Here is a 22,642-nt window from a genome sequence, read left to right as displayed (position 1 = left end):
AATTTACCTATTTTAAAGGTTGAGGGCTTACGCCAGCGGGGCATTAGCCAAATACCACCCTGAGCCGTGTCCAGCCGTCTTCCTCAGTTGCCAGGCCGTACCTGGCCCCGTGCGCTTCCAGAATTTCTCTGGTAAGCGTCAGGCCGACGCCCTGCCCGGTCGGTTTTGTACTGAAAAACGGTGTGAAAACATCGCCCGCGGCGGGGGCTGGTATTCCGGGGCCGTCGTCGGCAACGACAAAGCCAGCTGGAAAAGAGGAGCTGGAAATAAGAATGTTCCCTCCGGAGCCGATACTTTCCCGTGCGTTGGTAAGTGCGTTGATGATAACCTGCTCGAGTTGGGCGGGATCGGCGCTGACAATGACCTCGGAGGGCGCAAGCTCGTAGCTGAGACTGATGTTGTTCTCCCGCAGGATGGGGCCCATCACTTCGCCGGTCCGACGCAGGAGCTGGTTGAGGTCGGTCCGCTTGCGGTTAGGGGAAGACAGGCGGACGACGCGCGCAAAATTGCGCATAAACACGGTCATGTTCTCCGCTCGCCCGATCACGGCGGGCAGGTAATCTTTGCTTAGTTCCGGGAGCTCACTTTCACCTTCCGTGGCGGCTTCGAGTAAACTGCGCAGCACCGAAATAATTGCTGCGTTGGAGTTGTTGACTTCGTGGGCCATCATCCGGATCACCTTTCCGTAGGCTTCTTTCTCGGCGGTCATCAGGTCGGTCGTTACGTCTTGTACGATCAGGAATCCGCGCTCAAATCCGCGGTCTACAAACCCGGATCGTTCGATATGGTAGCGGCGGTTGCCGGGGCCGGTACGCACGGTGGTGGTCGCTTGTTGCGGCAGTTTTTCGTTGTCTTCCTTTTCCTCCTGGCCCGAAGGCGGGTGCAGAGCGGGTTCAAGAATGGCAGTGTAGAAGGCGGGGTCCTGGCATTGGGCTTCCATCCAGGGGTTCATACTTGCCACCTCCCCGTCGTAATTGAGGACAACAACGCCCAGCTCCGCTGCCCGGAGGAGACGATCCAGAAATACCTCCTGTTGTCGTCCACTGATTCGCTCCTCCCGCAGCTGATCGATCATGTTGTTGTAAACCTTCACGATACGGTCCATCTCGAAGCTTCCGGTGGGCATCAGCTTTACCGAAAAGTCTTTGTCTTCGAGTGCTGCGGCGCCCTGCCCCAGTAACCGCAAGGGCGAAATCAGTGACCGGTAAATGCGCAGCGCGATGTACCCCGAACCAAGCAACAATACTTCGGCCGCGAGCACGTAGGCCCCGTTTCCCCTGAACTGGTAATATGCCAGTACGCCGAGTGCAAGGTGCAGCACGGTCAGGTAGAGGATGTATTTGATGGAAGAGGACAAGAGACTTTTCTTTTACGTATGCAAGCTAACCAATCCCGTGCTTCTCGATCCGCCGGTACAGCGCGGCGCGGGTAAGGCCCAGTTCCCGTGCGGTGGCAGCAATCTCTCCGCCGTGGCGGCCCAGGGCTGCTTTTATCATCTTGATCTCCATTTCCTCTAGTGTCATGCCGCCGGGGGCGAAGGCTTTGTCGGACGCCATCGACTGGCCCTTGTCGATGTCCTCGACCTGGACAACGGTAGCCGGTGCGAGGATTGCGGTGCGCTCCACCAGGTTTTGCAATTGACGGATGTTGCCGGGGAAAGCCTGGCGGCGAAGCCATGACTTAGCCTCCCGGCCCAACTCAAGTTGTGGCCTTTCGTAGCGTTTTTTAGCTCCGGCCAGGAAGTGCTCGGCCAGGGGCAGAATGTCGTCGGGGCGCTCCCGCAGGGGCGGGAGGTGCAGGTGGATGAGGTTGATGCGGTAGAGCAGGTCTTCGCGAAAAGTTCCTGCGGCGACCATGCTCTGCAGGTCCCTGCTGGTTGCTGATAAAATGCGTACATCTGTCTTCCGCGCCTTGCTCTCACCGAGGCGCTCGTACTGGCGCTCCTGAAGTACGCGCAACAGTTTTACCTGAGCGGCCAGGTCCAAATCTCCGATTTCATCGAGGAACAGGGTGCCGCCTTCGGCGAGCTCGAAACGCCCCTGACGGTCGGTCCGGGCATCGGTGAAGGCCCCGGCTTTGTGGCCGAAGAGCTCACTCTCAAACAAACCTTTCGGTACACCACCAAGGTTTACGGCCACGAAAGGCTTCCCCGCCCGCTGAGAGGCAAGGTGAATGGCCTCGGCGACCAATTCTTTGCCGGTACCGCTTTCGCCGGTGATGAGGACAGAAGCGTGGGTAGGAGCTACCCTTTTTGCCTGCTCGAGGACGGAAGTGAGCGCCGCCGATTCACCGATGATGCCCGCGAAAGGAGTGTTGCTGTCGCTTACTTTCCCTGCACCTGCGTCCGCGCCCAAAAAATCATGCCATACCGGAAATTTATCGACCTGAATGGCTACTGCGTTGAGTAACTCCCGGTTGTCCCAGGGCTTGGCGATGAAGTCGCGCGCACCCGCTTTCATGCCTTCCACGGCCAGCTGGACGGTCGCCCAGCCCGTCATCTGAATCACCGGCAGGTTGGGGTGTTTCCCCAGGATGCGCTTCAGCAGAGCCATCCCGTCCTTTCCGCTGGTGTCTATCGTAAAGTTCATATCCAACAGCACCAACGATGGTCGCTGCTCCGCAATGGCGGGCAACGCTTCTGCCGGGCGGGACACACTTTTTACACCGTAGCCAGCCCGTTTGAGCAGGAGCTCCAAACTGGTGGACACCATGGTGTCATCGTCGATGATAAGGATTTTGTGGGGCATAATTGGTGGGATGTAATTGGTAGTGCCGCCGTACAGACGAAACAAGTAACGAAGAGCGGTAAGACAGCGACTACCTGCTAATGAGGCGGCGCGGGCGCAGGTGCAAGGTTGAGGATGTCCTGAATGGCTACGGCCAATTTACGGGCTTCCTGCTTCGCGGTCTCGTTGGTGCCGCTGTAATTTACGGATAGTCGGTTTTTGCGGGTGTTGAGTTCCACAACGGTACCGTTTTCGTATTCCTCGACTAGTAAACCGGTCACTTTCACATTTAATTCGTTACCGGTAATCTTTTCGAAGGCCGAAAGCAGTTTTTGTTTTTGCTGCTTATCGAGTTTTACCGCAAACAGATACCCGTCGTCTGAGCTGACTTCAGATACCGATTGGCTGGATGATTGTGCGGAAAGCGTGGTGAGGTTAAGGCTGAGGAGAAGAACAAGAATATACTTCATGCTGGAAAAGTCTTTTGGTTAGTGAGTAGGGTTGCACGGAGGAGGTTACTCTTCGTGCAAAACATTTGCGGGATGCATACCCGCCGCCTGGCGGCTGGGCAAAAAGGAGCACAGCAAAACGATGACCGCAATGATGGTGACTGCCGCGAGAATGCCGTAATAGAAAAATTTACCGGGGATTGGCGTAAGCTCGAGGAGCGGAACCTGTACGGCAAAGAATGCTCCGAGTAATAATGCCATCACCGTCACGATCAGAATCTCGAGTACGAACTGCAGCGTAACTTGCCCTGAAGTGGCTCCCATCGCCTTGCGCAGCCCGATCTCTGCCCGCCGACGGTTGATTTGAGTGAAGAGCACCCCGAACAGGCCGAGCGCTATGTTGATGAGCAAAAAGCCGGAAATGACAAGCAGGATAACCATCGGAATCATAACCGGCCGGTTGGCTTTATTCCGGTCTTTAGCCATGCTCCAGATTACGACTTCGGTGTTCTTGGTATTGTCGACGAGCAGGTTGAAGATGTCCTCTTCTGTTTCGGCCATCGTGTTGGGGCGCAGGCGGACGACCATCATTTCGTAAGGGTCGCCTTCCCCGAGCCGCTCCATCTGGGGGTAGAAGGTGAGAGGAAAGTTCTCGGCAAAATTGCTCTTGTACTTGAAGTCTCCAGTTACTCCCACAACGATATGTTCGCCATTGATGTCGAATACCGAGTCTACGATCGATTCAACGTCAGGAAAATACCTGCGCTTAAACTCTGCATTCACTACGGTAGGGATATACTTTCCCTTCATGTCGTCCTCGGTAAACCAGTGCCCGTCCGTCATCGTCACCTCTGCGGTTTCCCCGAAGCGGTAGTCGGCAAAAAGCATTTGCGTTCTGATCTGCTGACCGTTTACCTCAGTGCCAGTTTGCCAGGTATTGCCACCAAAGGGGTTTACCGGCCCGATGAAGCTGGCGGCTTCCACGTTAGGCATCGCGATCATCTCACGATGAATCCGGTTTTGTAACTCGATGACGGCCAGCGAATCCAACTCGTCGTCAAAATCCATCCGGATACCGATGGTTTGCTCGTAATTGAACCCGAGCGGAGACCGGTAGCGGTCCATGTTGTAGAAAACAAAGGCAAATACACCAAATAAGACCACGAAGGCGAGCAATATTTCAAGGAATATCATGCTGTTGGCGCGGCGCTTATTCCACATTAGTTTTAGCAGGTGGCGGAACATAAGATTGGTAGTTTGGATCGTTGGGAATTTGGTTCGTTTGCGGGTGCATCAGGAACTGGTAGCCGAGGGGGCTGGCTGCCTGCTTCCCTAGCGCAGCGAATCGGCTACGTTGGTTCTGCTCATCCGGTAGGCCGGCAGGATTCCTGAAAGGAAACCAAAGAGAACGATTACAACCAGGAAGTAGAAAAAGACTTCGTACGAATAAGACAGGCGGGTAATCCCGAGCAAATCATTGGTATTCACGTACGAGATCAGAGCAATGGCCAGCAGGACCCCGATTACACCACCGATGAAGGTCAGGACGAGGTTCTCGAAAATGAACTGGTACAGGATATCGCTGCCGTTGGCACCGAATGCTTTCCGGACTCCTATCTCAGCCTTCCGCTCGTAAACCCGGCTGATGTTGAGGTTCACCAGGTTGAGTAGCGGTAAAGCCACAAAGAGGAGGATAAGCAGAACTACCGGTATAAAAAGCAGCCGCAGGGCTTTACTACCGTCTTCTTCTTGCAGGATCCCCCGGGCGTAGCCTTCGTAGAAGGTAGCGTTGAACAGTCGCATCTTGTCGTAAAACTCGACGCCGGACATATCGTAGTTGTCGCCCAGGAAGGTGAGTTCGTTTTTGAGGGCCTCCCTACGCCCGGAGGTGGAGGTGAGAAAGGCGGCGCCAAACCCGCCGCTCACGTCATCGCTGTCAATTTCCCGCTGGTCTACCCTGGTGATGGGGAAGAACACATCGCCCGCAAACATCGGGCTGTCAGACAACGGGCGGGCAACAATACCCCGCACCCGGAAGGTCTCCGCACCAAGTTGCATCTCTTGCCCGATTACGCTGGCGGTTGCTTCCCCGAAGTAGGTTTTCGCCGCTTTGTCGGTAATGACTACGACTTTGTTTGCACCCTCATCGTCCTGTTCGTTGAGCCGGCTGCCGTGCAGAAATTTAAAGTCGAAAACATCCCAGTAGCCAGCGTTGACGTAGTAGGCCCCGAAGGAAAACTTACGTCCGTCGAGGTAGCCATCCTGATGGTAGCCATCGTTCCAGAAGGCGTAGTGTTCTGCTTCTTCGAGTTTGGTGAGGTTCTCGGTTACGAATTTGTAGCTCATCGGCCCGTTAGACGTCGAGACGATGTCATCTTCGTACGTGTAGGTGGTGTCGTAGCTGGTCGCGAGCGTGTCGATCTTCATGATCGTATCGGTTTCGGTACGGGTGCGCTCAAGCATGGGGACGATCACCAGCCGGTCACGGTGTGTCAGGGGCTGGTTGTCGCCCAGGGTTGCATCGAAGAGCGAGGTCAGCAGCATCAGGATCATCAGCGTGAAGCTGATGCCGAACAGGCTGATGAAGGTGTAGAACGGCTTGCGCTTCAGGACCTTCAGGGAGAGAAGTAAATAGTTCTTAAACATGGCGGCTAATTGTGGTGGTAGTCAAAATCGCGTATCAAATATCACATGTTGTTTGTCGCATATCAACTCACCCGCTCGCCGTCGCTGAGGCGTACCAACCGGTGGGTTTTCTTGGCCATCCGCTCGTCGTGGGTTACCATCACGATAGTGGTGCCCAGCTCAGCGTTGAGTTTCAGAAGGATGTCCATTATTTCGTCGCCCATGTGGCTGTCCAGGTTCCCCGTAGGCTCATCGGCCAGAATGATGTTGGGGCGGCCAACAATCGCTCTGGCGATGGCGACGCGCTGTTTTTGCCCGCCTGAAAGTTGGTTGGGAAAGTGCGTGGCCCGGTTGCTGAGGCCCACGTGCGCGAGTGCCTCGAGTGCGAGCCGCCGACGCTCTTTGCCACCCACTTTGCGGTACAGCAGCGGCAACTCCACGTTGTCGACCACCGAAAGGTCGTTGATGAGATGAAAGCTCTGGAAGATGAAGCCGAGTTGCTCGTTGCGGAAGCGGGCGATCTGCTTACCGTTGTAGCCCGTAATGGGCTTCCCGGCAAGGCTGACGGTGCCTTCGGTTGGCTCGTCAATCAGGCCCATGATGTTGAGCAACGTGGATTTACCGCAGCCCGAGGGCCCCATAATACTCAGGAACTCACCGCTCGGAACGGACAGGTTCATGTTATGCAGCGCAATGGTCTCGATTGTGTCGGTACGGTAGGCTTTGGTAACGTTTTGTATTTCTATCATGGCGGTTGAATTTGTAAACCAGGAGTGAAGAATTGAAGAACCGGAGCTAGTCTCCTAACGGCTTATCGTTTATGAAGTCCCAGAGCGTAAGCCGGGCCAGTTGTGCGTAAGTAAACCAGTAGGCGCGCAGCGTACTGGCGTAGGCCCGGGTGTTCTGGTCCCGGGCCTGCTGGGCCAGGGTGAGTTGAGAAAGGGGGATAGCGCCCAGTTCGTAGCTCTCTTTACTGATCTCGAAGCGTTCGGTTGCGAGGTCTTTTATTTGGGTAGCCAGGCGAAGTTCTTCCTGTACCGTTTTCCACTGTTCGAGCAACTGAACGAGTTCTGTACCCAATTCCAGTTCCGTACGGCGGGCGACCTCCTCGGCGAGGTCACGTGCGGATGCTGCGCGTTTGGTGAGCGCTTTGCGCTCACCCCAATCCAGAATTGGCAGAGTAAGGTTGACGCTTAGGATCCGTTCGTTCTTAGGGTCCGAATAGATCGGGGAAAGTTCTTCGTCGTTGCGCACAAAGCCGAAGCCTGCTTCTACGTCGATCCGCGGGCCGAGGTCCCGCCGGACGCGGTCTTCTTCCCGTTCTGCTTCCAGCGTTTGCTGTTGAGCGGCAAGAATTTCCGGTCGGCGGTGTTGCATCAAGGAAAGCGCCCGTTTGGTGTCGATGTTGGTTTTTACCTCTGTTTCGGGCAGCTCAGGGCGCAGCAGAATCATATCGTAGGCTTTTCCCAGAAGGCGGTAAATGGCCGCAGAGGCTGCACCAACGAGGCGCCGGGCCCGCAGCAGGTTTTGCTCAGCACTAGTAAGTTCGAGCCGGAGCTGTACCAGGTCTCCACGGTTGATTTTGCCGAGTTCGTATCGTTCCTGCGCAACGGTATAGAGTTGCTCGTTGGCAGCCTTGTTCACTTCGGCGATGCGGCGTTCCTGATCGGCCGAGACGAGGTCGAAGAAGCGGTCGGTAGCCTCCAGGGCCGCACCGGCCCGGGCGGCGGTAAGCTCGCGCTCGTTCACCGTTACCTGCAGCGGCAGCAGCTTGCGATCCCACTTCAGGGCGTTGAACGCCAAAATGGGCTGGCGGTAGGTAAGACGCAATGGAGAGCCGTTGTAAAACTTATTGTCCTGCACAAAATTATCGGTGCGTTGCAGGCGGCTTTCCAGGCTGATGGTTCCTCCGGTGGAGGCGATCTGCTGGCTGGCAAACAGGCCCACAAAAGAGTTGTTGAGTTCTACTTCGCGGAAGGCAACGGTACCGTCGTCCTGAGAAACCTCGCTGCTGGTGCGGAAGTAGTTAGGGAAGTTGGCAACCAGGTCTAAGCGGGGCTTCAGGCCAAAGCCGTAAGCGTCCAGCTCCAGTTTTGCGGCGTCCAGTTGCTGGCGCGCGGTAAGCACATTGATAGCTGAAGCGGCGGCCTGCTCCTGAAGCATTTCAAGCGTGACGGTTTCCTGGGCGCGAACGCAGGTGCAAAAAACGGTTGAAAAGAGCAGGGCAAATATCACCGGGAGTATTTTCACCATCAAGCTACCTTCCTTTCCCGGAGTAATGAAGGGGAAGGCGGATGTTTCGGGAAGCAACGCTGGTAATTTGTGGTTATTCATTGTCTTTTCTTTAGGGGGGGGGAACCGGCCTCGTCTTGTCTGGATGGATCGGGGAACAGAGCGTTGTTATTGACTTAATTGAAAACTGCTCATTCGTTCGTATTCTTCAGTGTCGGAGATGACGATCTTATCGCCGGCCTTTAGCCCGCTCTCTATTTCGACAAAGTCTCCGTTGCGGAGGCCGGTTCGGATTTCTGTCCGGATGGCTTCGTTGCCACGTACCACGAATACCGATTGCCGCTTGCCGCCCCGAAATGCCTGTCCGTTTTTAACCCGCAGGGCGCCTTCACGCTTGTCGGTGATCACGTTCAGTTCGGCGCGGAGGTTGGGGCGCAGGTTTTCGTCGGAGGAGTCGTCCAGCTCCACCCGGAAGCGGATGGTGTTGTTGGTTACTTCGGGGAGGATGTCGGTCAGGATACCGGAGAGTTTTGCTTTGGGCAGACGTAGTTCGACGGGCATGCCAACTGAGAGTTGCTCGGCGTACCGGTCTGAACAGGAGCCTTCAATTTTGTAGCGACCCAGGTTAGCGATGCGCGCCAGAGGCGCGCCTTCGGCAACTTGCTGGCCGAGGTTCTCGTTTACCCACGTAACCACCCCGGCACGGGGTGCCCGGACGTCGGTTTCGCGGAGTTTACGGCTCAGTTGCTGAACCTCTTTTTCTTCCATCCCGACTTCAAGTTGCAGCTTCCGCTCGCGGCCAGCGAGGCTGTTGCGGCTGTAAGCGAGCTGATTGTTCAGCTTTTCGGCTTCAAGCCTGGTGATCTTCACGGCCAGTTCTGCAGCTTCAACCTCTTCTTCGGTTGCGCCGCCAACTTTCAGGAGACGGCGGGCATCGCCCAGGCGGGCTTCGGCTTCGGCAAGTTGCAGTTCTTTGATCTCGGCATCGAAGCCCAGTTCTTTGAGGTCCCTGTCGTATTCCAGTTGCAGCAGCCCGATGCTGTTCTCCTTGAGTGCCAGCTGGTCGCGCCGTCCGTCGAGCTGAAGACCGACGTACTCGCGGTCGAGACGAAGCAGGATATCCCCGCTTTGCACCTGCGTCCCCGCCGTCAGAATCACTTCCTTAATGGTAGTGGCCACGGGGGCGTTAACCTGTTCTTCGAAAGCGGGCAATACCAGCGCTGTTGCGTTGATGGTGTTGAGGACGTCTCCGGTCTCAACGATTGCAAAGCGCAGGTTGCCCTCGTCGGCCGAGGGCCGCAATGCCCTAAGGCCAAACCACGCAAGAGTTACTACCGCGACGGAAAGTAACGTCCACTTCAGGATGCGCCCGTTGCGCTTTCTATTAATGGCAGATTTGTCGATTTTGCGATCCATGCCAATTGCTCAGCCAGAAACGTGCCAAAAAAAATGTGCGCTGTTTTTTAGCTGAATACGTATTTTTTAATATGGAATGTGTTCGTTTTTGAACAGGAGGTGTGCGGTTTTGATGTTGGCTTAACTTGTCAGATTCGGGTCGGGTATGCTTTTCTGATTGGTTCGGTTTGACCGTCAGAAGTCCATTGTAACCTCGACTTTGGAAAGTTCTTCTACCGAAACAATTTTCTGGAATGGCGGGATGGCAGACTGGCTTATTTTGTCAGCAGAGGATTAGGGGACACCCTACCGCTGCGGTACAAATGCCCGCGGGAGATTGTGCGGGTAGTCGTGGGTGCAACGGTAAAGTAATCAGAGGGACTGAGCACCTACCCTCCTACCGCTGCTACCTCCATCAGGTAAGCACACAGCAACGCTCCGTAAGTACCCAGGGCGTAACCGATGACCGCCATAATTGCCCCCACCGGGGCCAGCGCGGGGCTGAAGGCCGAGGCCACTACCGGTGCCGAAGCGGCACCACCAACGTTGGCCTGCGAACCAACCGCAACGTAGAAGAACGGTGCCTTGATGAGCCAGGCTACGAACAGGAGAATGATGACGTGAATCAGCATCCAGATCAATCCGATGGCGAAAAGCCCGAGGTTACTGAAGATGTCGCCGATGTTCATCTGCATTCCGATGGTGGCGACGAGGATGTAAATGCAGACCGAGCCCCAACGGCTGGCGCCTACGCCCTCCAGCTTACGGGCGGGCGTGAAGCTGAGCAGAAATCCGACCGTTGTGGCGATTACGACCAGCCAGAAGAAACCACTCTTGAGGGTGGTAAGTCGCCAGGCTTCCAGGGTGTCGGAGTACTGGTCGAAGAAAGGAGCGATGATGTCGGAGCCGAGGTGAGCGAGGGCAACGCCCCCGAAGGCAACGCCGATCATCTGGAAGGAGGAAAGCGAAGTAGGTTCGCGCTTGACCTGCGCAGCGTAAGCTTCCACCTTTTTGGTGAGCTCGGTAATGGCTGAGTTGTCGGCTTTCAGGATTCCGTCGATCTTATTGGCACGACCGGCTCCGAAAAGAAGGAAACCCATCCAGATGTTGGCTACGAGCACATCCACGATAATCATCTGGCCGAAGATGCCGGTGGGTACTTCGAAGATCTCTTTCATCGCCGCCTGGTTTGCTCCTCCACCGATCCATGAACCTGCAATCGTGCTTAATCCCCGCCAGAGTTGATCGGGGTCCAGGCCGATGAGGTCGGGGAACAGGTTGGTGATGATGAGCAGTGCAATCGGTCCGCCGATTACGATGGAAAGCGTGGCGGCCAGGAACATGATGATCGCCTTCGGGCCCAGGTTGATAATGCCCTTGATGTCGATGTTGAGGCAAAGCAGAATCAAACTTGCTGGCAACAGGTAGCGGCTGGCCATGAAGTAGAGGTTGCTGTGGCCTTTATGTTCACTGAAATCAGCGGGCTTCATGCCTAATACATCTTCTATGTACTTATTCGTTTCACCAAAAGACAAGCCCTGGGGCAGCGTTTCGCCCATTTGGGTGAGTGCCTCTTCCAGCCCGGGCGTATACCAGTCGTAGGCAATCAAACCCAGGGGCCAGTGCAAAAGAGCCGGCACGAAGTAACACAGCAGGAGCGTAGGCACGTAAGTATAAAACTTCTTCCAGAAGGAAGCTGTGCTGTTGGCAGTGGTGAAGATTACGGCCAGCGTAACCATGAGAAGGCCGAAGACGATGGCGTCGTTGGTGAAAATGGGTTCCATGCCGCAAAATAAGTGCTTAGCCGGAATTACAAAGGTTTAAACCGTGCGCAACATCTGGTTAACCAGTTGAAGGGACCTTTGTGGCACACTTTGTTTACTTCAAAAAACCAACCAATTGCGCCCATTTTACTCACTGTTTACCGTCGTTGCGGTACTCTTTTCCTTTTGTGCTTCCGCCCAGACCGACCAGCCCAACAGCTTCGGGAAGGGAGGCACACTAATTCAGCACGACCGTCCCTTTCGTGACGCGGCAGCTAAGTCTTTCAACGAAGGTTTGGCTCCGTTCTTTCACGGGGTCGCCTCGGGCGACCCGCTCGAAGACCGCGTAATCATCTGGACCCGCGTAACGCCCGAAACGATGGACGGTAGTCCGGTGAGTGTGGAGTGGCGGATGGCCACCGATACTGCACTCACGGAAATCGTCGCCACAGGAAGCTTTACCACCAGCTCATCACGCGATTACACCGTTAAAGTCGACGTGACCGGCCTTGAATCCGGAACAACCTATTACTACGGGTTTACCGCTTTCGGCGCCAACTCGCTCACCGGGAAAACCAAAACCACCCCAACGGCAGACGCCGTTGATCACCTCAAGTTCGGAGTAGTCAGCTGCAGCAACTACCAGGCGGGTTACTTCAATGCATACGGAGCACTCGCTGCACGGACTGACCTGGATGCCATCATCCACCTAGGGGACTATCTCTACGAATATGCAGACTTCGTGTACGGGTCAGACTCGATCTGGGCCGACCGGCAGGTTGAGCCGTCTACGGAAATCGTCAGCCTTTTCGATTACCGGGCCCGGTACTCTACCTACCGCCTGGACACGAATCTCCAGCGTCTGCACCAACAACACCCGATCATCGCCGTATGGGATGACCACGAGACAGCCAACGATGCGTACAGCGGGGGCGCCGAGAACCACCAGCCGGATACCGAAGGCGACTGGGATGACCGGCTCAACCGTGCCCGTAAAGCTTATTTCGAATGGCTGCCCATCCGCGATAACGGTGAACAGCGGGTTTACCGGAGTATCTCTTACGGCGACATTGCTGACCTCATTATGCTGGATACCCGGATTGAAGGTCGGGATCAGCAGATTAACGATATCGAAGATCCTGCGCTTTACGCAGCTGACCGGACCATCCTTGGTGCTGAACAGAAGTCCTGGCTCTTTGATCAACTCAGTTCTTCTGCCGCAAAGTGGAAAGTTGTAGGCCAGCAGGTTATTTTTTCTGAATTCAACGTAGGATGGGCCGGAGCTGCAACCGGTGCCTCGTTTCAGCAAACCGAAAACCTTTTTCTTGATATCTGGGACGGTTACCCCGCCGAGCGTCAGGAGGTGGTTGACTACATCTCCGACAACGAAATCGACAACGTAGTGCTTCTTACCGGAGACTTTCACAGCAGCTTTGCGTTCGATGTGGCTCAACCTCCGGTTGATCTTCAATTTCGTGAGGTGCCGGGTGTCGGTACGCTTCCTTTCTATGATCCGAGCCCCAACTACAACCCCACAACGGGGGAAGGCTCGGTAGCCGTTGAGTTTGCCACACCCAGTATCAACTCTGCCAACTTCGACGAAAATATCGATCCCGCAACTGCTTTTGGCTTGCAGGCACAGATCAACAACCCGATCGTGCCAGCTCCGGGCATCAGCCTCGGTAACCCGAACCCACACATGAAGTACGTGGAATTGGTGCAGCATGGCTACTTCATCCTCGACATCAAAGAAGACAGCGTACAGGCTGATTACCACTACCTGCCCATCCTGACCGACAGTATCAACGAGAGTTTCGGGCGGGGAATGTACACACTCAACGGAGAGAACCACCTCAACGCAGCAACAGGGCCAACGGCCCCGAAGACGGTGCAGGACGTTCCCGCACCGCTGGCTCCGCCGGCACTCGTTAGCGCGGTTGCGAACCCCGATCAGCTTCCTGGCTTCCGGGTACTTTCGGTGTACCCTAACCCGGCCAGCGAATTTGCTTACCTCCACTACGGGCTCAACAAAACGATGGACCTGAACATCAGCCTTGTTGACATCAACGGAAGGGTTGTGAAGAAGCTGGAGCAAAGCCGAAAGCCCGCCGGGCTTTACACGCTTGCCTCTGAGGTCACAGACTTGCCTTCCGGGACTTATTTCTACCGGATTGCCAGTGGCAATCATCAGTCGACTCAGGTCCTTATCCGGAAATAAAAAGAACAAAAAGTAAGTACCACATAAAATGACTCTGCAAGAGAAGAACCGGCCCGACAGGGGAGGAGCAGAGTGAGTTTACTGATGGCAACACCAGAGCATTCAACCTTCAGCGGCGTCTTGATTGGCGGCATGACGGTTGAATGCTTTTTTGTTTTCTGAGGTGGCCTGACGCAGCAACGGACGGGGGAGCTCGAAATCTGGTATGTGGTTTCGTTTTAAAAACAATATTTGCATCCTGCGTCCTCGCCAGATTAAAAAGTATCGTAATGCAAGATGAGCCAAATTTGATCAAAAGACCTTCATTGGTTACATTTGGACGATTTTTCGGGTCAACGACCTTTTGAAGCGTACGGGATCATGCAATAACTAATGTTTAAAATACGTCCCTGCGGCCATCTAGATCGCTTGTACTTCGAAGACTAACAATCTTCTTAAACAAGTAAATCTCTTATCATTTATGGTTTCTACTATTTTACTGGCAGTCCCTGTTCTGGGAATCCTCGCCCTAATTTTCATGTTCATCAAGTCTGCTGGCGTATCAAAGCTGGATCCCGGTAACGAACTGATGCAGCGTATCGGAAAAAACATTGCCGATGGTGCGATGGCCTTCCTCAAAGCGGAGTATAAAGTGCTCGCAATATTCGTGGTCTGTGTAGCGGCTATCCTTGGCCTTTCCGCTGCGCTGGACAGTAGCGAAGGTACTCACTGGATGATTTCCGTGAGCTTCATCATTGGTGCTATTTGTTCCGCTCTAGCAGGCTTCATCGGTATGAACGTGGCCACCAAGGCCAACATCCGTACTACGCAGGCTGCTCGTACCAGCCTTGGTAAAGCCCTCGGCGTTGCCTTCGACGGTGGTGCAGTTATGGGCCTCGGCGTCGTCGGTCTCGGCCTGCTCGGTCTCGGCCTGCTCTTCTTCCTGTTCTCCAATCAGTTTGGGATGGGAACCGAAGAGGAAGTACTTAAGGTTCTTTCCGTACTTACCGGATTTTCCTTCGGAGCGTCTTCTATTGCCCTCTTCGCCCGCGTTGGCGGCGGGATTTATACTAAAGCGGCCGATGTTGGCGCTGACCTCGTAGGCAAGGTAGAAGCAGGTATCCCCGAGGATCATCCCCTCAACCCCGCAACTATTGCCGATAACGTTGGTGACAACGTAGGTGACGTAGCTGGTATGGGGGCCGACCTTTTCGAGTCTTACGTTGGCTCCATCATCGGTACGATGGTAATCGGCGCCGGTTACATGACCATCACCGGTTTCGCGGGCGGTGAGTTCTCCGGCCTCGGTGCGGTGCTGCTTCCTCTCGTGATCGCTGGCATTGGGATCGTCGCTTCTATCATCGGTACGTTCTTCGTCCGTGTGAAAGAAGGTGGTGACCCACAGAAAGCCCTCAACACCGGCGAATTGATTGCGGCTGTTCTTTTCCTTGCGGGTACCGCAGGAGCTGTTTACACCATGATTCCCGCCGAGTACGCGGTTGAAGGCATCGGTTACACCCGCTGGGGTGTGCTGTACGCCATCATTCTCGGTCTGGCCGGAGGCCTCGGGATTGGTTACATCACCGAATATTACACAGGTACGGGCACCAAGCCGGTACAGGGTATCGTCGATCAGTCCCTGACGGGCGCAGCGACTAACCTCATCGCCGGTCTCGCCGTAGGTATGCGCTCCACCGCTTATCCCATTATCGTGCTGTGTATCGCCATCATGGGCTCCTACTACTTTGCCGGTCTGTATGGTATCGGTATCGCTGCTGTAGGTATGCTTGCCAACACTGGTATCCAGTTGGCCATCGATGCTTACGGCCCTATTTGCGACAATGCCGGTGGTATTGCCGAAATGGCCGGACTGCCAAAAGAAGTACGTGAACGTACCGACCAACTCGATGCTGTGGGCAACACCACAGCCGCCATCGGTAAAGGTTTCGCTATCGGTTCTGCTGCCCTGACTGCACTTGTTCTTTTTGCCGCCTTTATGACTACGGCTCAGATCACTACCATCGATATTGCAAACCCCTACGTAACCGCGGGGCTCTTCCTCGGTGCTATGCTTCCTTTCCTCTTCTCTGCCTTCTCTATGGAGGCTGTAGGGCGTGCCGCTAACGATATGATTCAGGAAGTTCGCCGTCAGTTCAATGACATCCCCGAACTGAAAGCTGCCCTTGAAGTAATGCGCCGCGAAGGACACGACACGTCCAAGTACTCTGCCGCCGACCTCGCCACCTTCAACGCTGCCGATGGTAAAGCCGACTACGAAAAGTGTGTGGAAATCTCTACCCAGGCTTCCATCCGTGAGATGGTAATGCCAGGCCTTATTGCCGTAATCACTCCCGTTGTCGTTGGCTTCGCTGGCGGTGCCGAAATGCTCGGTGGCCTCCTTGCCGGTGTAACTTCCGCTGGTGTCATGATGGCCATCTTCCAGTCCAATGCCGGTGGCGCCTGGGACAATGCCAAGAAGATGTTTGAAGAAGGTGCATCCGTTCAGGGCACCATCTACCACAAAGGGTCCGAGCCGCACAAAGCTGCCGTTGTGGGCGATACCGTTGGTGATCCGTTTAAGGATACTTCCGGTCCTTCACTCAACATCCTGCTCAAACTCATGGCTGTAGTGTCACTCGTTATTGCTCCGTTCCTGGTGTAATAATTCCGATGGATAATTGAATCGGTAAATGGGAGGATGATCGCAAGGTCGTTCTCCCATTTGCTTTGAGAACAGGTGCCACGGAGGCATTTTTTCCTGGAATTTCTTTTTTTGCGCGGCCGCAGGTGCAATGTAAATTTTTTGAACATCGCCCTGAAACCGTATTTTACTCCTTTTAGGTTTTGTGTTAACATCTTTTGGTGACAAGAGCTCAGAAACAACATAAAGGCGTATAAATTAGAAGGTTAAATCTTAGTGAAATCTTTCTAGTGATGTCGTGGCGGTATATTATTTGGCGTATATTCACATCATGAGACTTTGCTATTGATAACACTTGAAAATCGTTTTTTTTAGTTCGACCATGGTTTTTGTGTCCTGGTCCATGTAAAAAGTGAACTTAGGGGCATTTCGCCTTTATTCACTTAATGCCACTCCAGCATCACGCTGATTGGTTAATGATCTTTTGCGCGCATCAAGGCGGGTTCTCACGGCTTTAGAACTTAAACCAAATATGTCTATGCGTGATAATTATTACAAAAGCTTCAAACGGCTTTTTTCCACATGCCTTATGCTGGCAGCCATGACTGCCGGCGTGAATGCGCAGCTGATACTCGAAAGAGAATTCGTAGGAGCAGTAGCCACTACATCTACCCGCATTTCTGAAGGAACTACCCAGCAGCTTCAGGTCGATGCCAGTTTCGGTGAAACAATGATCGGTTATGAAGAAGGTGACATCGTTATCACTGTCGGATTTCATCAGCCAGGCTCCCTCGGTGTTGAGAACAACCTCGGGAACAGACCCGGAATTCAGGCTCCGGAGGAGGTAGTCGATGTCTCGGTGAAAGCTTATCCCAACCCTACGATATCAAGCCTTACCGTAGATCTGGGGCCGCTTTACGAAGATTTCAGAGAACTGCGGCTCGTTGACGTCTACGGAAGAACTCTGGTAACCCGTCGTATAAATGCTCAAGAGCAGGTTACCATCAACCAGCTTGAAGACCTGCCTAACGCAAATTACTTCCTCCAGGGAATAACTAAAGATGGCCGGCTTCACCAGCTCTCCACCATCATGGTCATCAAAGAATAAGAATTCTGCTATACACAGCACTGTGTGCCGTTAAATCTGCCGACTCCTGTAGTGTCAGCACAGATAACGCTTTTACATTTTACTATCAACACTTCAACAATATGAACAACAAAATACTACTCTTGATTTCATTTCTACTGCTGCTGGCAGTAGACGTGAATGCCCAAACTACCGGGGCATTAAATTATCAGGCGGCGATACGCACGCCTGACGGTGAAATTCTTGCCCAGGAAGACGTAATGCTATCCTTTGCTCTCGTAATGATCGAAGCACCGGGAGATACCGTCTACGTGGAAGTGGTCGATGCCACAACCAATGACTTCGGCATCGTAAACGCACAAGTAGGTGCTGACGGAGAACTCCTCACGATTGACTGGGCTCAGGGACCATACTATCTGAGAACTACGATTACAACTGAAGACGACCTGACGCTCTTTACCGAAAGAGAACTGGGGGCTGTCCCTTATGCGCTCTATGCACTCAACGGTGTTGAAGGCCCGCAAGGTCCTCAGGGGCTTCAGGGCCCTCAAGGTGTCCAGGGGGCTCAAGGCCCGCAAGGTCCTCAGGGTATTCAGGGTGAACACGGTCATCATGGTGATGCAGGCCCACAGGGCCCCCAGGGTCCTCGTGGCCTTCAGGGCGACCAAGGTCTTCAGGGCATTCAGGGTGAACGCGGTGAACGCGGACAAGACGGTACTGACGGTGCACAGGGCCCTCAGGGCCCGGCAGGGATTCAAGGCCCTCAGGGGCCTGCCGGTCAGGATGGCGCAAATGGCTCGCAAGGCCCCGAGGGACCTCGTGGACTCCAGGGCCCACGTGGAGAACAAGGCGAACGCGGTCCTGAAGGAATTCAAGGGCCTGCTGGCGAAAACGGTGCCGATGGCGCCGATGGTGCTACGGGCCCTCAGGGACCAACTGGCGAACGTGGTCCCCGCGGCGCACAGGGTACAACAGGAGAACAAGGCCTTCAGGGAGCTCCAGGTTTGCCTGGCCCCAGAGGAGCTCAGGGAATTCAGGGTAACCAGGGACCCCGCGGTGTTGAGGGGCCTCAGGGCCCGGAAGGCCCTCAAGGACCCCAGGGAGAAGAAGGCCCCCAGGGATTGCAGGGTGATGTTGGTCCCCAAGGACCAGAAGGCCCGGCCGGAGTCTCAGGGACAGACGGCGCTCAGGGCCCTCAAGGACCGGAAGGACCCCAGGGTCCTCAGGGCGATCAAGGACCCCAGGGTCCTGATGGCCAACGTGGTGTGCCGGGAGAACGCGGCCCCGAAGGTCCCGCTGGTCCCGCCGGAAGAGACGGTGTTGATGGCGTTGAAGGCCCGCAGGGCCCGCAAGGCCTGCAAGGCGAACCCGGACTACGTGGCCTGCAGGGCGAACAAGGCCCACAGGGCGAGCAAGGCCCGCAGGGTGTAAGAGGAGATGTTGGCCCTGCTGGTGCCGATGGAGCCCAGGGCGAGCAAGGTCCTCAAGGCCTGCAGGGCCCCCAGGGCGAGCAAGGCCTCCAGGGTGAACAAGGCCCCTGGGGTCCGGAAGGCCCGGCGGGTCCTGTTGGCCCCGCTGGCCCGGAAGGAGCTCAAGGTCCCCAAGGTGAACAAGGCCCTCAGGGTGTTCAGGGCTTACAGGGACAACAGGGAGCTCGCGGCCTTCGAGGCGAACAAGGTGAAGAAGGCGACCAGGGCCCTGTAGGCCCCGAAGGCGCTCAAGGACCTGCCGGAGCAGACGGAGTAGACGGCGCGCAAGGCCCACAGGGTGAACAAGGCCCACAAGGTGAGCGCGGTCCTCAAGGTGTTGCCGGAACGAACGGTACCAATGGTATCGACGGAATGGACGGTGCCGATGGTGCTCAAGGTCCCCAGGGTGAACAAGGCCCGCAGGGCGAGCGAGGTCCCCAAGGTGTTGCCGGAACGAACGGCACCAATGGTGTCGACGGAATGGACGGTGCCGATGGCGCTCAAGGCCCTCAGGGCGAACAAGGCCCGCAGGGTGCTCAGGGACCCCAAGGACCTCAGGGCCCACAGGGTGACCAGGGTATCGCTGGTACGAACGGTATTGACGGAATCGACGGTGCTGACGGCGCTCAAGGTCCTCAGGGTGAACAAGGCCCACAAGGCGAACGCGGTCCTCAAGGTGTTGCCGGAACAAACGGTACTGATGGAGTAGATGGCGCGCAAGGCCCACAAGGTGAGCAAGGCCCCCAGGGCGAACGCGGTCCTCAAGGTATTGCCGGAACAAACGGCACTGACGGAGTAGACGGCGCGCAAGGCCCACAGGGCGAGCGCGGTCCTCAAGGTGTTGCCGGAACGAACGGCACCAATGGTGTCGACGGAATGGACGGCGCCGACGGTGCTCAAGGTCCCCAGGGTGAACAAGGCCCGCAGGGTGCTCAGGGACCTCAAGGTCCTCAGGGCCCACAGGGTGACCAGGGTATCGCTGGTACGAACGGTATTGACGGAATCGACGGTGCTGACGGGCTCAAGGTCCTCAGGGTGAACAAGGCCCACAGGGTGCTCAGGGACCCCAAGGTCCTCAGGGCCCACAGGGTGACCAAGGTATAGCTGGTACGAACGGTGTTGACGGAATCGACGGTGCCGACGGCGCTCAAGGTCCCCAGGGTGAACAAGGTCCTCAGGGCCCACAGGGTGACCAGGGTATCGCTGGTACGAACGGTATTGACGGAATGGACGGTGCCGATGGCGCTCAAGGTCCTCAGGGCGAGCAAGGCCCCCAAGGCGAACGCGGTCCTCAAGGTATTGCCGGAACAAACGGTACTGATGGAGTAGATGGCGCGCAAGGCCCACAAGGTGAGCAAGGCCCCCAGGGCGAACGTGGTCCTCAAGGTATTGCCGGAACAAACGGCACTGACGGAGTAGACGGCGCGCAAGGCCCACAAGGCGAGCGCGGTCCCCAAGGTGTTGCCGGAACGAACGGCACCAATGGTATCGACGGAATGGACGGTGCCGATGGTGCTCAAGGTCCCCAGGGTGAACAAGGCCCGCAGGGTGCTCAGGGATCCCAAGGTCCTCAGGGCCCACAGGGAGACCAGGGTATCGCTGGTACGAACGGTGTTGACGGAATCGACGGCGCTGACGGTGCTCAAGGTCCTCAGGGTGAACAAGGCCCACAGGGCGAGCGCGGTCCTCAAGGTGTTGCCGGAACGAACGGTACCAATGGTGTCGACGGAATGGACGGTGCTCAAGGTCCCCAGGGTGAACAAGGCCCGCAGGGTGCTCAGGGACCTCAAGGTCCTCAGGGCCCACAGGGTGACCAGGGTATTGCTGGTACGAACGGTATTGACGGAATTGACGGTGCCGATGGCGCTCAAGGTCCTCAGGGTGAACAAGGCCCACAGGGCGAACGCGGTCCTCAAGGTGTTGCCGGAACGAACGGTACTGACGGAGTAGACGGCGCTCAAGGCCCACAGGGCGAACAAGGTCCACAAGGCGAACGCGGTCCCCAAGGTGTTGCCGGAACGAACGGTATTGACGGAATGGACGGTGCCGATGGCGCTCAAGGCCCACAGGGCGAACAAGGTCCACAAGGCGAACGCGGTCCTCAAGGTGTTGCCGGAACAAACGGTATTGACGGAATGGACGGTGCCGATGGCGCTCAAGGCCCACAGGGCGAACAAGGCCCGCAGGGTGCTCAGGGACCTCAAGGTCCTCAGGGCCCACAGGGTGACCAGGGTATAGCTGGTACAAATGGTACTGACGGAATCGACGGTGCTGACGGCGCTCAAGGTCCTCAGGGCGAACAAGGCCCGCAAGGCGAGCGCGGTCCTCAAGGTGTTGCCGGAACAAACGGTACTGACGGAGTAGACGGCGCTCAAGGCCCGCAGGGCGAGCAAGGCGCTCAGGGACCCCAAGGTCCTCAGGGTCCACAGGGAGACCAAGGTATTGCCGGTACGAATGGTACTGACGGAATCGACGGTGCTGACGGCGCTCAAGGCCCACAGGGCGAACAAGGCCCGCAGGGTGCTCAGGGACCCCAAGGTCCTCAGGGTCCACAGGGACCCCAAGGTCCTCAGGGTCCACAGGGAGACCAAGGTATTGCCGGTACGAATGGTACTGACGGAATCGACGGTGCTGACGGCGCTCAAGGCCCACAGGGCGAACAAGGCCCACAGGGTGCTCAGGGACCCCAGGGTCCTCAGGGTATCCAGGGTCCCGCTGGCAACAACGGCGCCGACGGTGAGCAAGGTCCCGCCGGAATGGACGGTGCTGACGGCGCCCAGGGTCCTCAAGGTGTGCAGGGCCCCCAAGGTCCTCAAGGCATTCAGGGTCCCGCTGGTAACGACGGAGCCGACGGTGAGCAAGGTCCTGCCGGAATGGACGGTGCCGATGGCGCTCAAGGTCCACAAGGAGTTCAGGGTGAACGAGGCCCTCAGGGTATCGAAGGAGCCGCAGGCATAGACGGAGAAGATGGAGCTCAGGGTATTCAGGGTCCACAAGGCCCTCAGGGTATTCAGGGTGCTGAAGGCCCGGAAGGCCCGCAAGGTGTCCAGGGCGAACGAGGCATCCAGGGCGAACAAGGCCTTAAAGGCCCTCAGGGAGACCAGGGTCCTCAAGGACTTCAGGGTTTAACTGGAGCGATCGGCCCCCAGGGCCCCGCTGGTGTAGACGGAGTCGATGGTGAACAAGGTCCTGCTGGTCCTCAGGGCGCCCGCGGTGAAATCGGCCCACAAGGCCCGCAAGGCCCCGAAGGCCCACGTGGTGTTCAGGGTGCTCCGGGTGAGCAAGGCGAGCAAGGCCTGACCGGTATGATGGGCCCTCAGGGTATCCAGGGCGAACGAGGCGAACGCGGTCTCCAGGGCGAAATGGGCCTTAAAGGCCCCCAGGGAGACCAAGGCCCACGCGGTCTTCAGGGTGCAACTGGCGCAACTGGTATCCAAGGACCCGTTGGTATCAACGGCCTCGACGGTGAGCAAGGCCCCGCTGGCCCTCAGGGACCAACCGGTGCCGTAGGCCCTCAAGGCCCCGCCGGCCCCGAAGGACCCCGTGGCGAACAAGGTCCTCAAGGTATCCAGGGTATCGAAGGTATGATGGGTATGATGGGTCCTGAAGGTCCCGCCGGACTGGATGGTGCTCAAGGTCCTGTCGGTCCCCGTGGCCCCGCGGGTATTCAGGGCGTGCAGGGTATTCAGGGGGCACAAGGTGCTCGTGGTCCTGAAGGTCCTACTGGACCCCGTGGTCCTTCAGGTGTAGCGACCGCAGCTGCTGGATTCTCAGTAGACAGCATGGGAGAAGCTTACGATGCTGCTAGCAACGTAACCTTTACCGTGCAGGACGACGACGGCTCTAACGGCGACGCTACTTACTTGCGTGTCGATCTCTTTGAGATGGACCTCACAATGTTCAATAGCGTGGTTCAGGTGTCTGCAAACACTCTCGGTGTCACTCAGATGATCACTTACGAGGACGGCGCAGCCATCATCCGTTTCTTCAACTTTGCTGGTGAAGCAGTGGATTTAGACTCGCTCGAGCACGTAACGGTAGTTGTATTCTAATCGCAA

14 protein-coding genes are annotated in these 22,642 nt (G+C 56.3%); 5 read left to right on the top strand and 9 right to left on the bottom strand.

The genetic code is table 11. The features are described from left to right. Positions 1-43: 43 nt before the first annotated feature. The 9 genes from FUA23_RS05475 to FUA23_RS05435 all read right to left on the bottom strand — a co-directional run bounded on the left by FUA23_RS05475 (position 44) and on the right by FUA23_RS05435 (position 11,211). Positions 44-1,357, bottom strand: coding sequence for a sensor histidine kinase (locus FUA23_RS05475; protein ID WP_147929720.1), 1,314 nt, complete (start codon positions 1,355-1,357; stop codon positions 44-46). A 25-nt stretch (positions 1,358-1,382) separates the two neighbouring features. Next, positions 1,383-2,747: a sigma-54-dependent transcriptional regulator gene (locus FUA23_RS05470; protein WP_147929719.1), complete on the bottom strand. Its 1,365-nt coding sequence runs from the start codon at positions 2,745-2,747 to the stop codon at positions 1,383-1,385. Positions 2,748-2,824: 77 nt separating this feature from the next. Next, complete coding sequence (locus FUA23_RS05465) at positions 2,825-3,196, bottom strand: hypothetical protein (protein WP_147929718.1); 372 nt, start codon at positions 3,194-3,196, stop codon at positions 2,825-2,827. 45 nt (positions 3,197-3,241) lie between these two features. After that, positions 3,242-4,420: an ABC transporter permease gene (locus FUA23_RS05460; RefSeq protein ID WP_147929717.1), complete on the bottom strand. Its 1,179-nt coding sequence runs from the start codon at positions 4,418-4,420 to the stop codon at positions 3,242-3,244. An 87-nt stretch (positions 4,421-4,507) separates the two neighbouring features. After that, on the bottom strand, positions 4,508-5,821 hold the full coding sequence (locus FUA23_RS05455) for an ABC transporter permease (RefSeq protein ID WP_147929716.1): 1,314 nt from the start codon (positions 5,819-5,821) through the stop codon (positions 4,508-4,510). Between the two features lie 62 nt (positions 5,822-5,883). Further along, positions 5,884-6,549: an ABC transporter ATP-binding protein gene (locus FUA23_RS05450; RefSeq protein ID WP_147929715.1), complete on the bottom strand. Its 666-nt coding sequence runs from the start codon at positions 6,547-6,549 to the stop codon at positions 5,884-5,886. Between the two features lie 46 nt (positions 6,550-6,595). Then, positions 6,596-8,134 (bottom strand): TolC family protein, encoded by a 1,539-nt coding sequence (locus FUA23_RS05445; protein ID WP_147929714.1) that lies wholly within the window; start codon positions 8,132-8,134, stop codon positions 6,596-6,598. A gap of 66 nt (positions 8,135-8,200) precedes the next feature. Beyond that, positions 8,201-9,448: an efflux RND transporter periplasmic adaptor subunit gene (locus tag FUA23_RS05440; protein ID WP_147929713.1), complete on the bottom strand. Its 1,248-nt coding sequence runs from the start codon at positions 9,446-9,448 to the stop codon at positions 8,201-8,203. 368 nt (positions 9,449-9,816) lie between these two features. Further along, positions 9,817-11,211 carry a DUF819 family protein gene (locus FUA23_RS05435; RefSeq protein ID WP_147929712.1) on the bottom strand — a complete coding sequence of 465 codons (1,395 nt, stop codon included), beginning with the start codon at positions 11,209-11,211 and terminating at the stop codon, positions 9,817-9,819. A 115-nt stretch (positions 11,212-11,326) separates the two neighbouring features. Between FUA23_RS05435 and FUA23_RS05430 the strand changes: the two genes are divergently transcribed. The 5 genes from FUA23_RS05430 to FUA23_RS23245 all read left to right on the top strand — a co-directional run bounded on the left by FUA23_RS05430 (position 11,327) and on the right by FUA23_RS23245 (position 22,636). Then, positions 11,327-13,408, top strand: a complete 2,082-nt coding sequence (locus FUA23_RS05430; RefSeq protein WP_147929711.1) for an alkaline phosphatase D family protein — start codon at positions 11,327-11,329, stop codon at positions 13,406-13,408. Between the two features lie 460 nt (positions 13,409-13,868). Continuing rightward, complete coding sequence (locus FUA23_RS05425; protein ID WP_147929710.1) at positions 13,869-16,049, top strand: sodium-translocating pyrophosphatase; 2,181 nt, start codon at positions 13,869-13,871, stop codon at positions 16,047-16,049. Between the two features lie 517 nt (positions 16,050-16,566). Continuing rightward, positions 16,567-17,136, top strand: a complete 570-nt coding sequence (locus tag FUA23_RS05420; protein WP_147929709.1) for a T9SS type A sorting domain-containing protein — start codon at positions 16,567-16,569, stop codon at positions 17,134-17,136. A gap of 122 nt (positions 17,137-17,258) precedes the next feature. Next, positions 17,259-19,688, top strand: coding sequence for a collagen-like domain-containing protein (locus FUA23_RS05415; RefSeq protein ID WP_187270900.1), 2,430 nt, complete (start codon positions 17,259-17,261; stop codon positions 19,686-19,688). A gap of 122 nt (positions 19,689-19,810) precedes the next feature. Beyond that, complete coding sequence (locus tag FUA23_RS23245; RefSeq protein WP_187270899.1) at positions 19,811-22,636, top strand: collagen-like domain-containing protein; 2,826 nt, start codon at positions 19,811-19,813, stop codon at positions 22,634-22,636. Positions 22,637-22,642: the final 6 nt, after the last annotated feature.

This window comes from Neolewinella aurantiaca (assembly GCF_008014675.1).
Lineage (GTDB): Bacteria > Bacteroidota > Bacteroidia > Chitinophagales > Saprospiraceae > Neolewinella > Neolewinella aurantiaca.
This window is presented reverse-complemented; position numbering and strand designations above follow the sequence as displayed.

What these genes read in the sequence shown, in the direction of transcription:
- FUA23_RS05440 (WP_147929713.1), bottom strand. Translation starts at nt 9,448, where the DNA reads ATGGATCGCAAAATCGACAAATCTGCCATTAATAGAAAGCGCAACGGG.
- FUA23_RS05470 (WP_147929719.1), bottom strand. Translation starts at nt 2,747, where the DNA reads ATGCCCCACAAAATCCTTATCATCGACGATGACACCATGGTGTCCACC.
- FUA23_RS05450 (WP_147929715.1), bottom strand. Translation starts at nt 6,549, where the DNA reads ATGATAGAAATACAAAACGTTACCAAAGCCTACCGTACCGACACAATC.
- FUA23_RS05465 (WP_147929718.1), bottom strand. Translation starts at nt 3,196, where the DNA reads ATGAAGTATATTCTTGTTCTTCTCCTCAGCCTTAACCTCACCACGCTT.
- FUA23_RS05420 (WP_147929709.1), top strand. Translation starts at nt 16,567, where the DNA reads ATGCGTGATAATTATTACAAAAGCTTCAAACGGCTTTTTTCCACATGC.
- FUA23_RS05460 (WP_147929717.1), bottom strand. Translation starts at nt 4,420, where the DNA reads ATGTTCCGCCACCTGCTAAAACTAATGTGGAATAAGCGCCGCGCCAAC.
- FUA23_RS05435 (WP_147929712.1), bottom strand. Translation starts at nt 11,211, where the DNA reads ATGGAACCCATTTTCACCAACGACGCCATCGTCTTCGGCCTTCTCATG.
- FUA23_RS05445 (WP_147929714.1), bottom strand. Translation starts at nt 8,134, where the DNA reads ATGAATAACCACAAATTACCAGCGTTGCTTCCCGAAACATCCGCCTTC.
- FUA23_RS23245 (WP_187270899.1), top strand. Translation starts at nt 19,811, where the DNA reads ATGGACGGTGCCGATGGCGCTCAAGGTCCTCAGGGCGAGCAAGGCCCC.
- FUA23_RS05425 (WP_147929710.1), top strand. Translation starts at nt 13,869, where the DNA reads ATGGTTTCTACTATTTTACTGGCAGTCCCTGTTCTGGGAATCCTCGCC.
- FUA23_RS05455 (WP_147929716.1), bottom strand. Translation starts at nt 5,821, where the DNA reads ATGTTTAAGAACTATTTACTTCTCTCCCTGAAGGTCCTGAAGCGCAAG.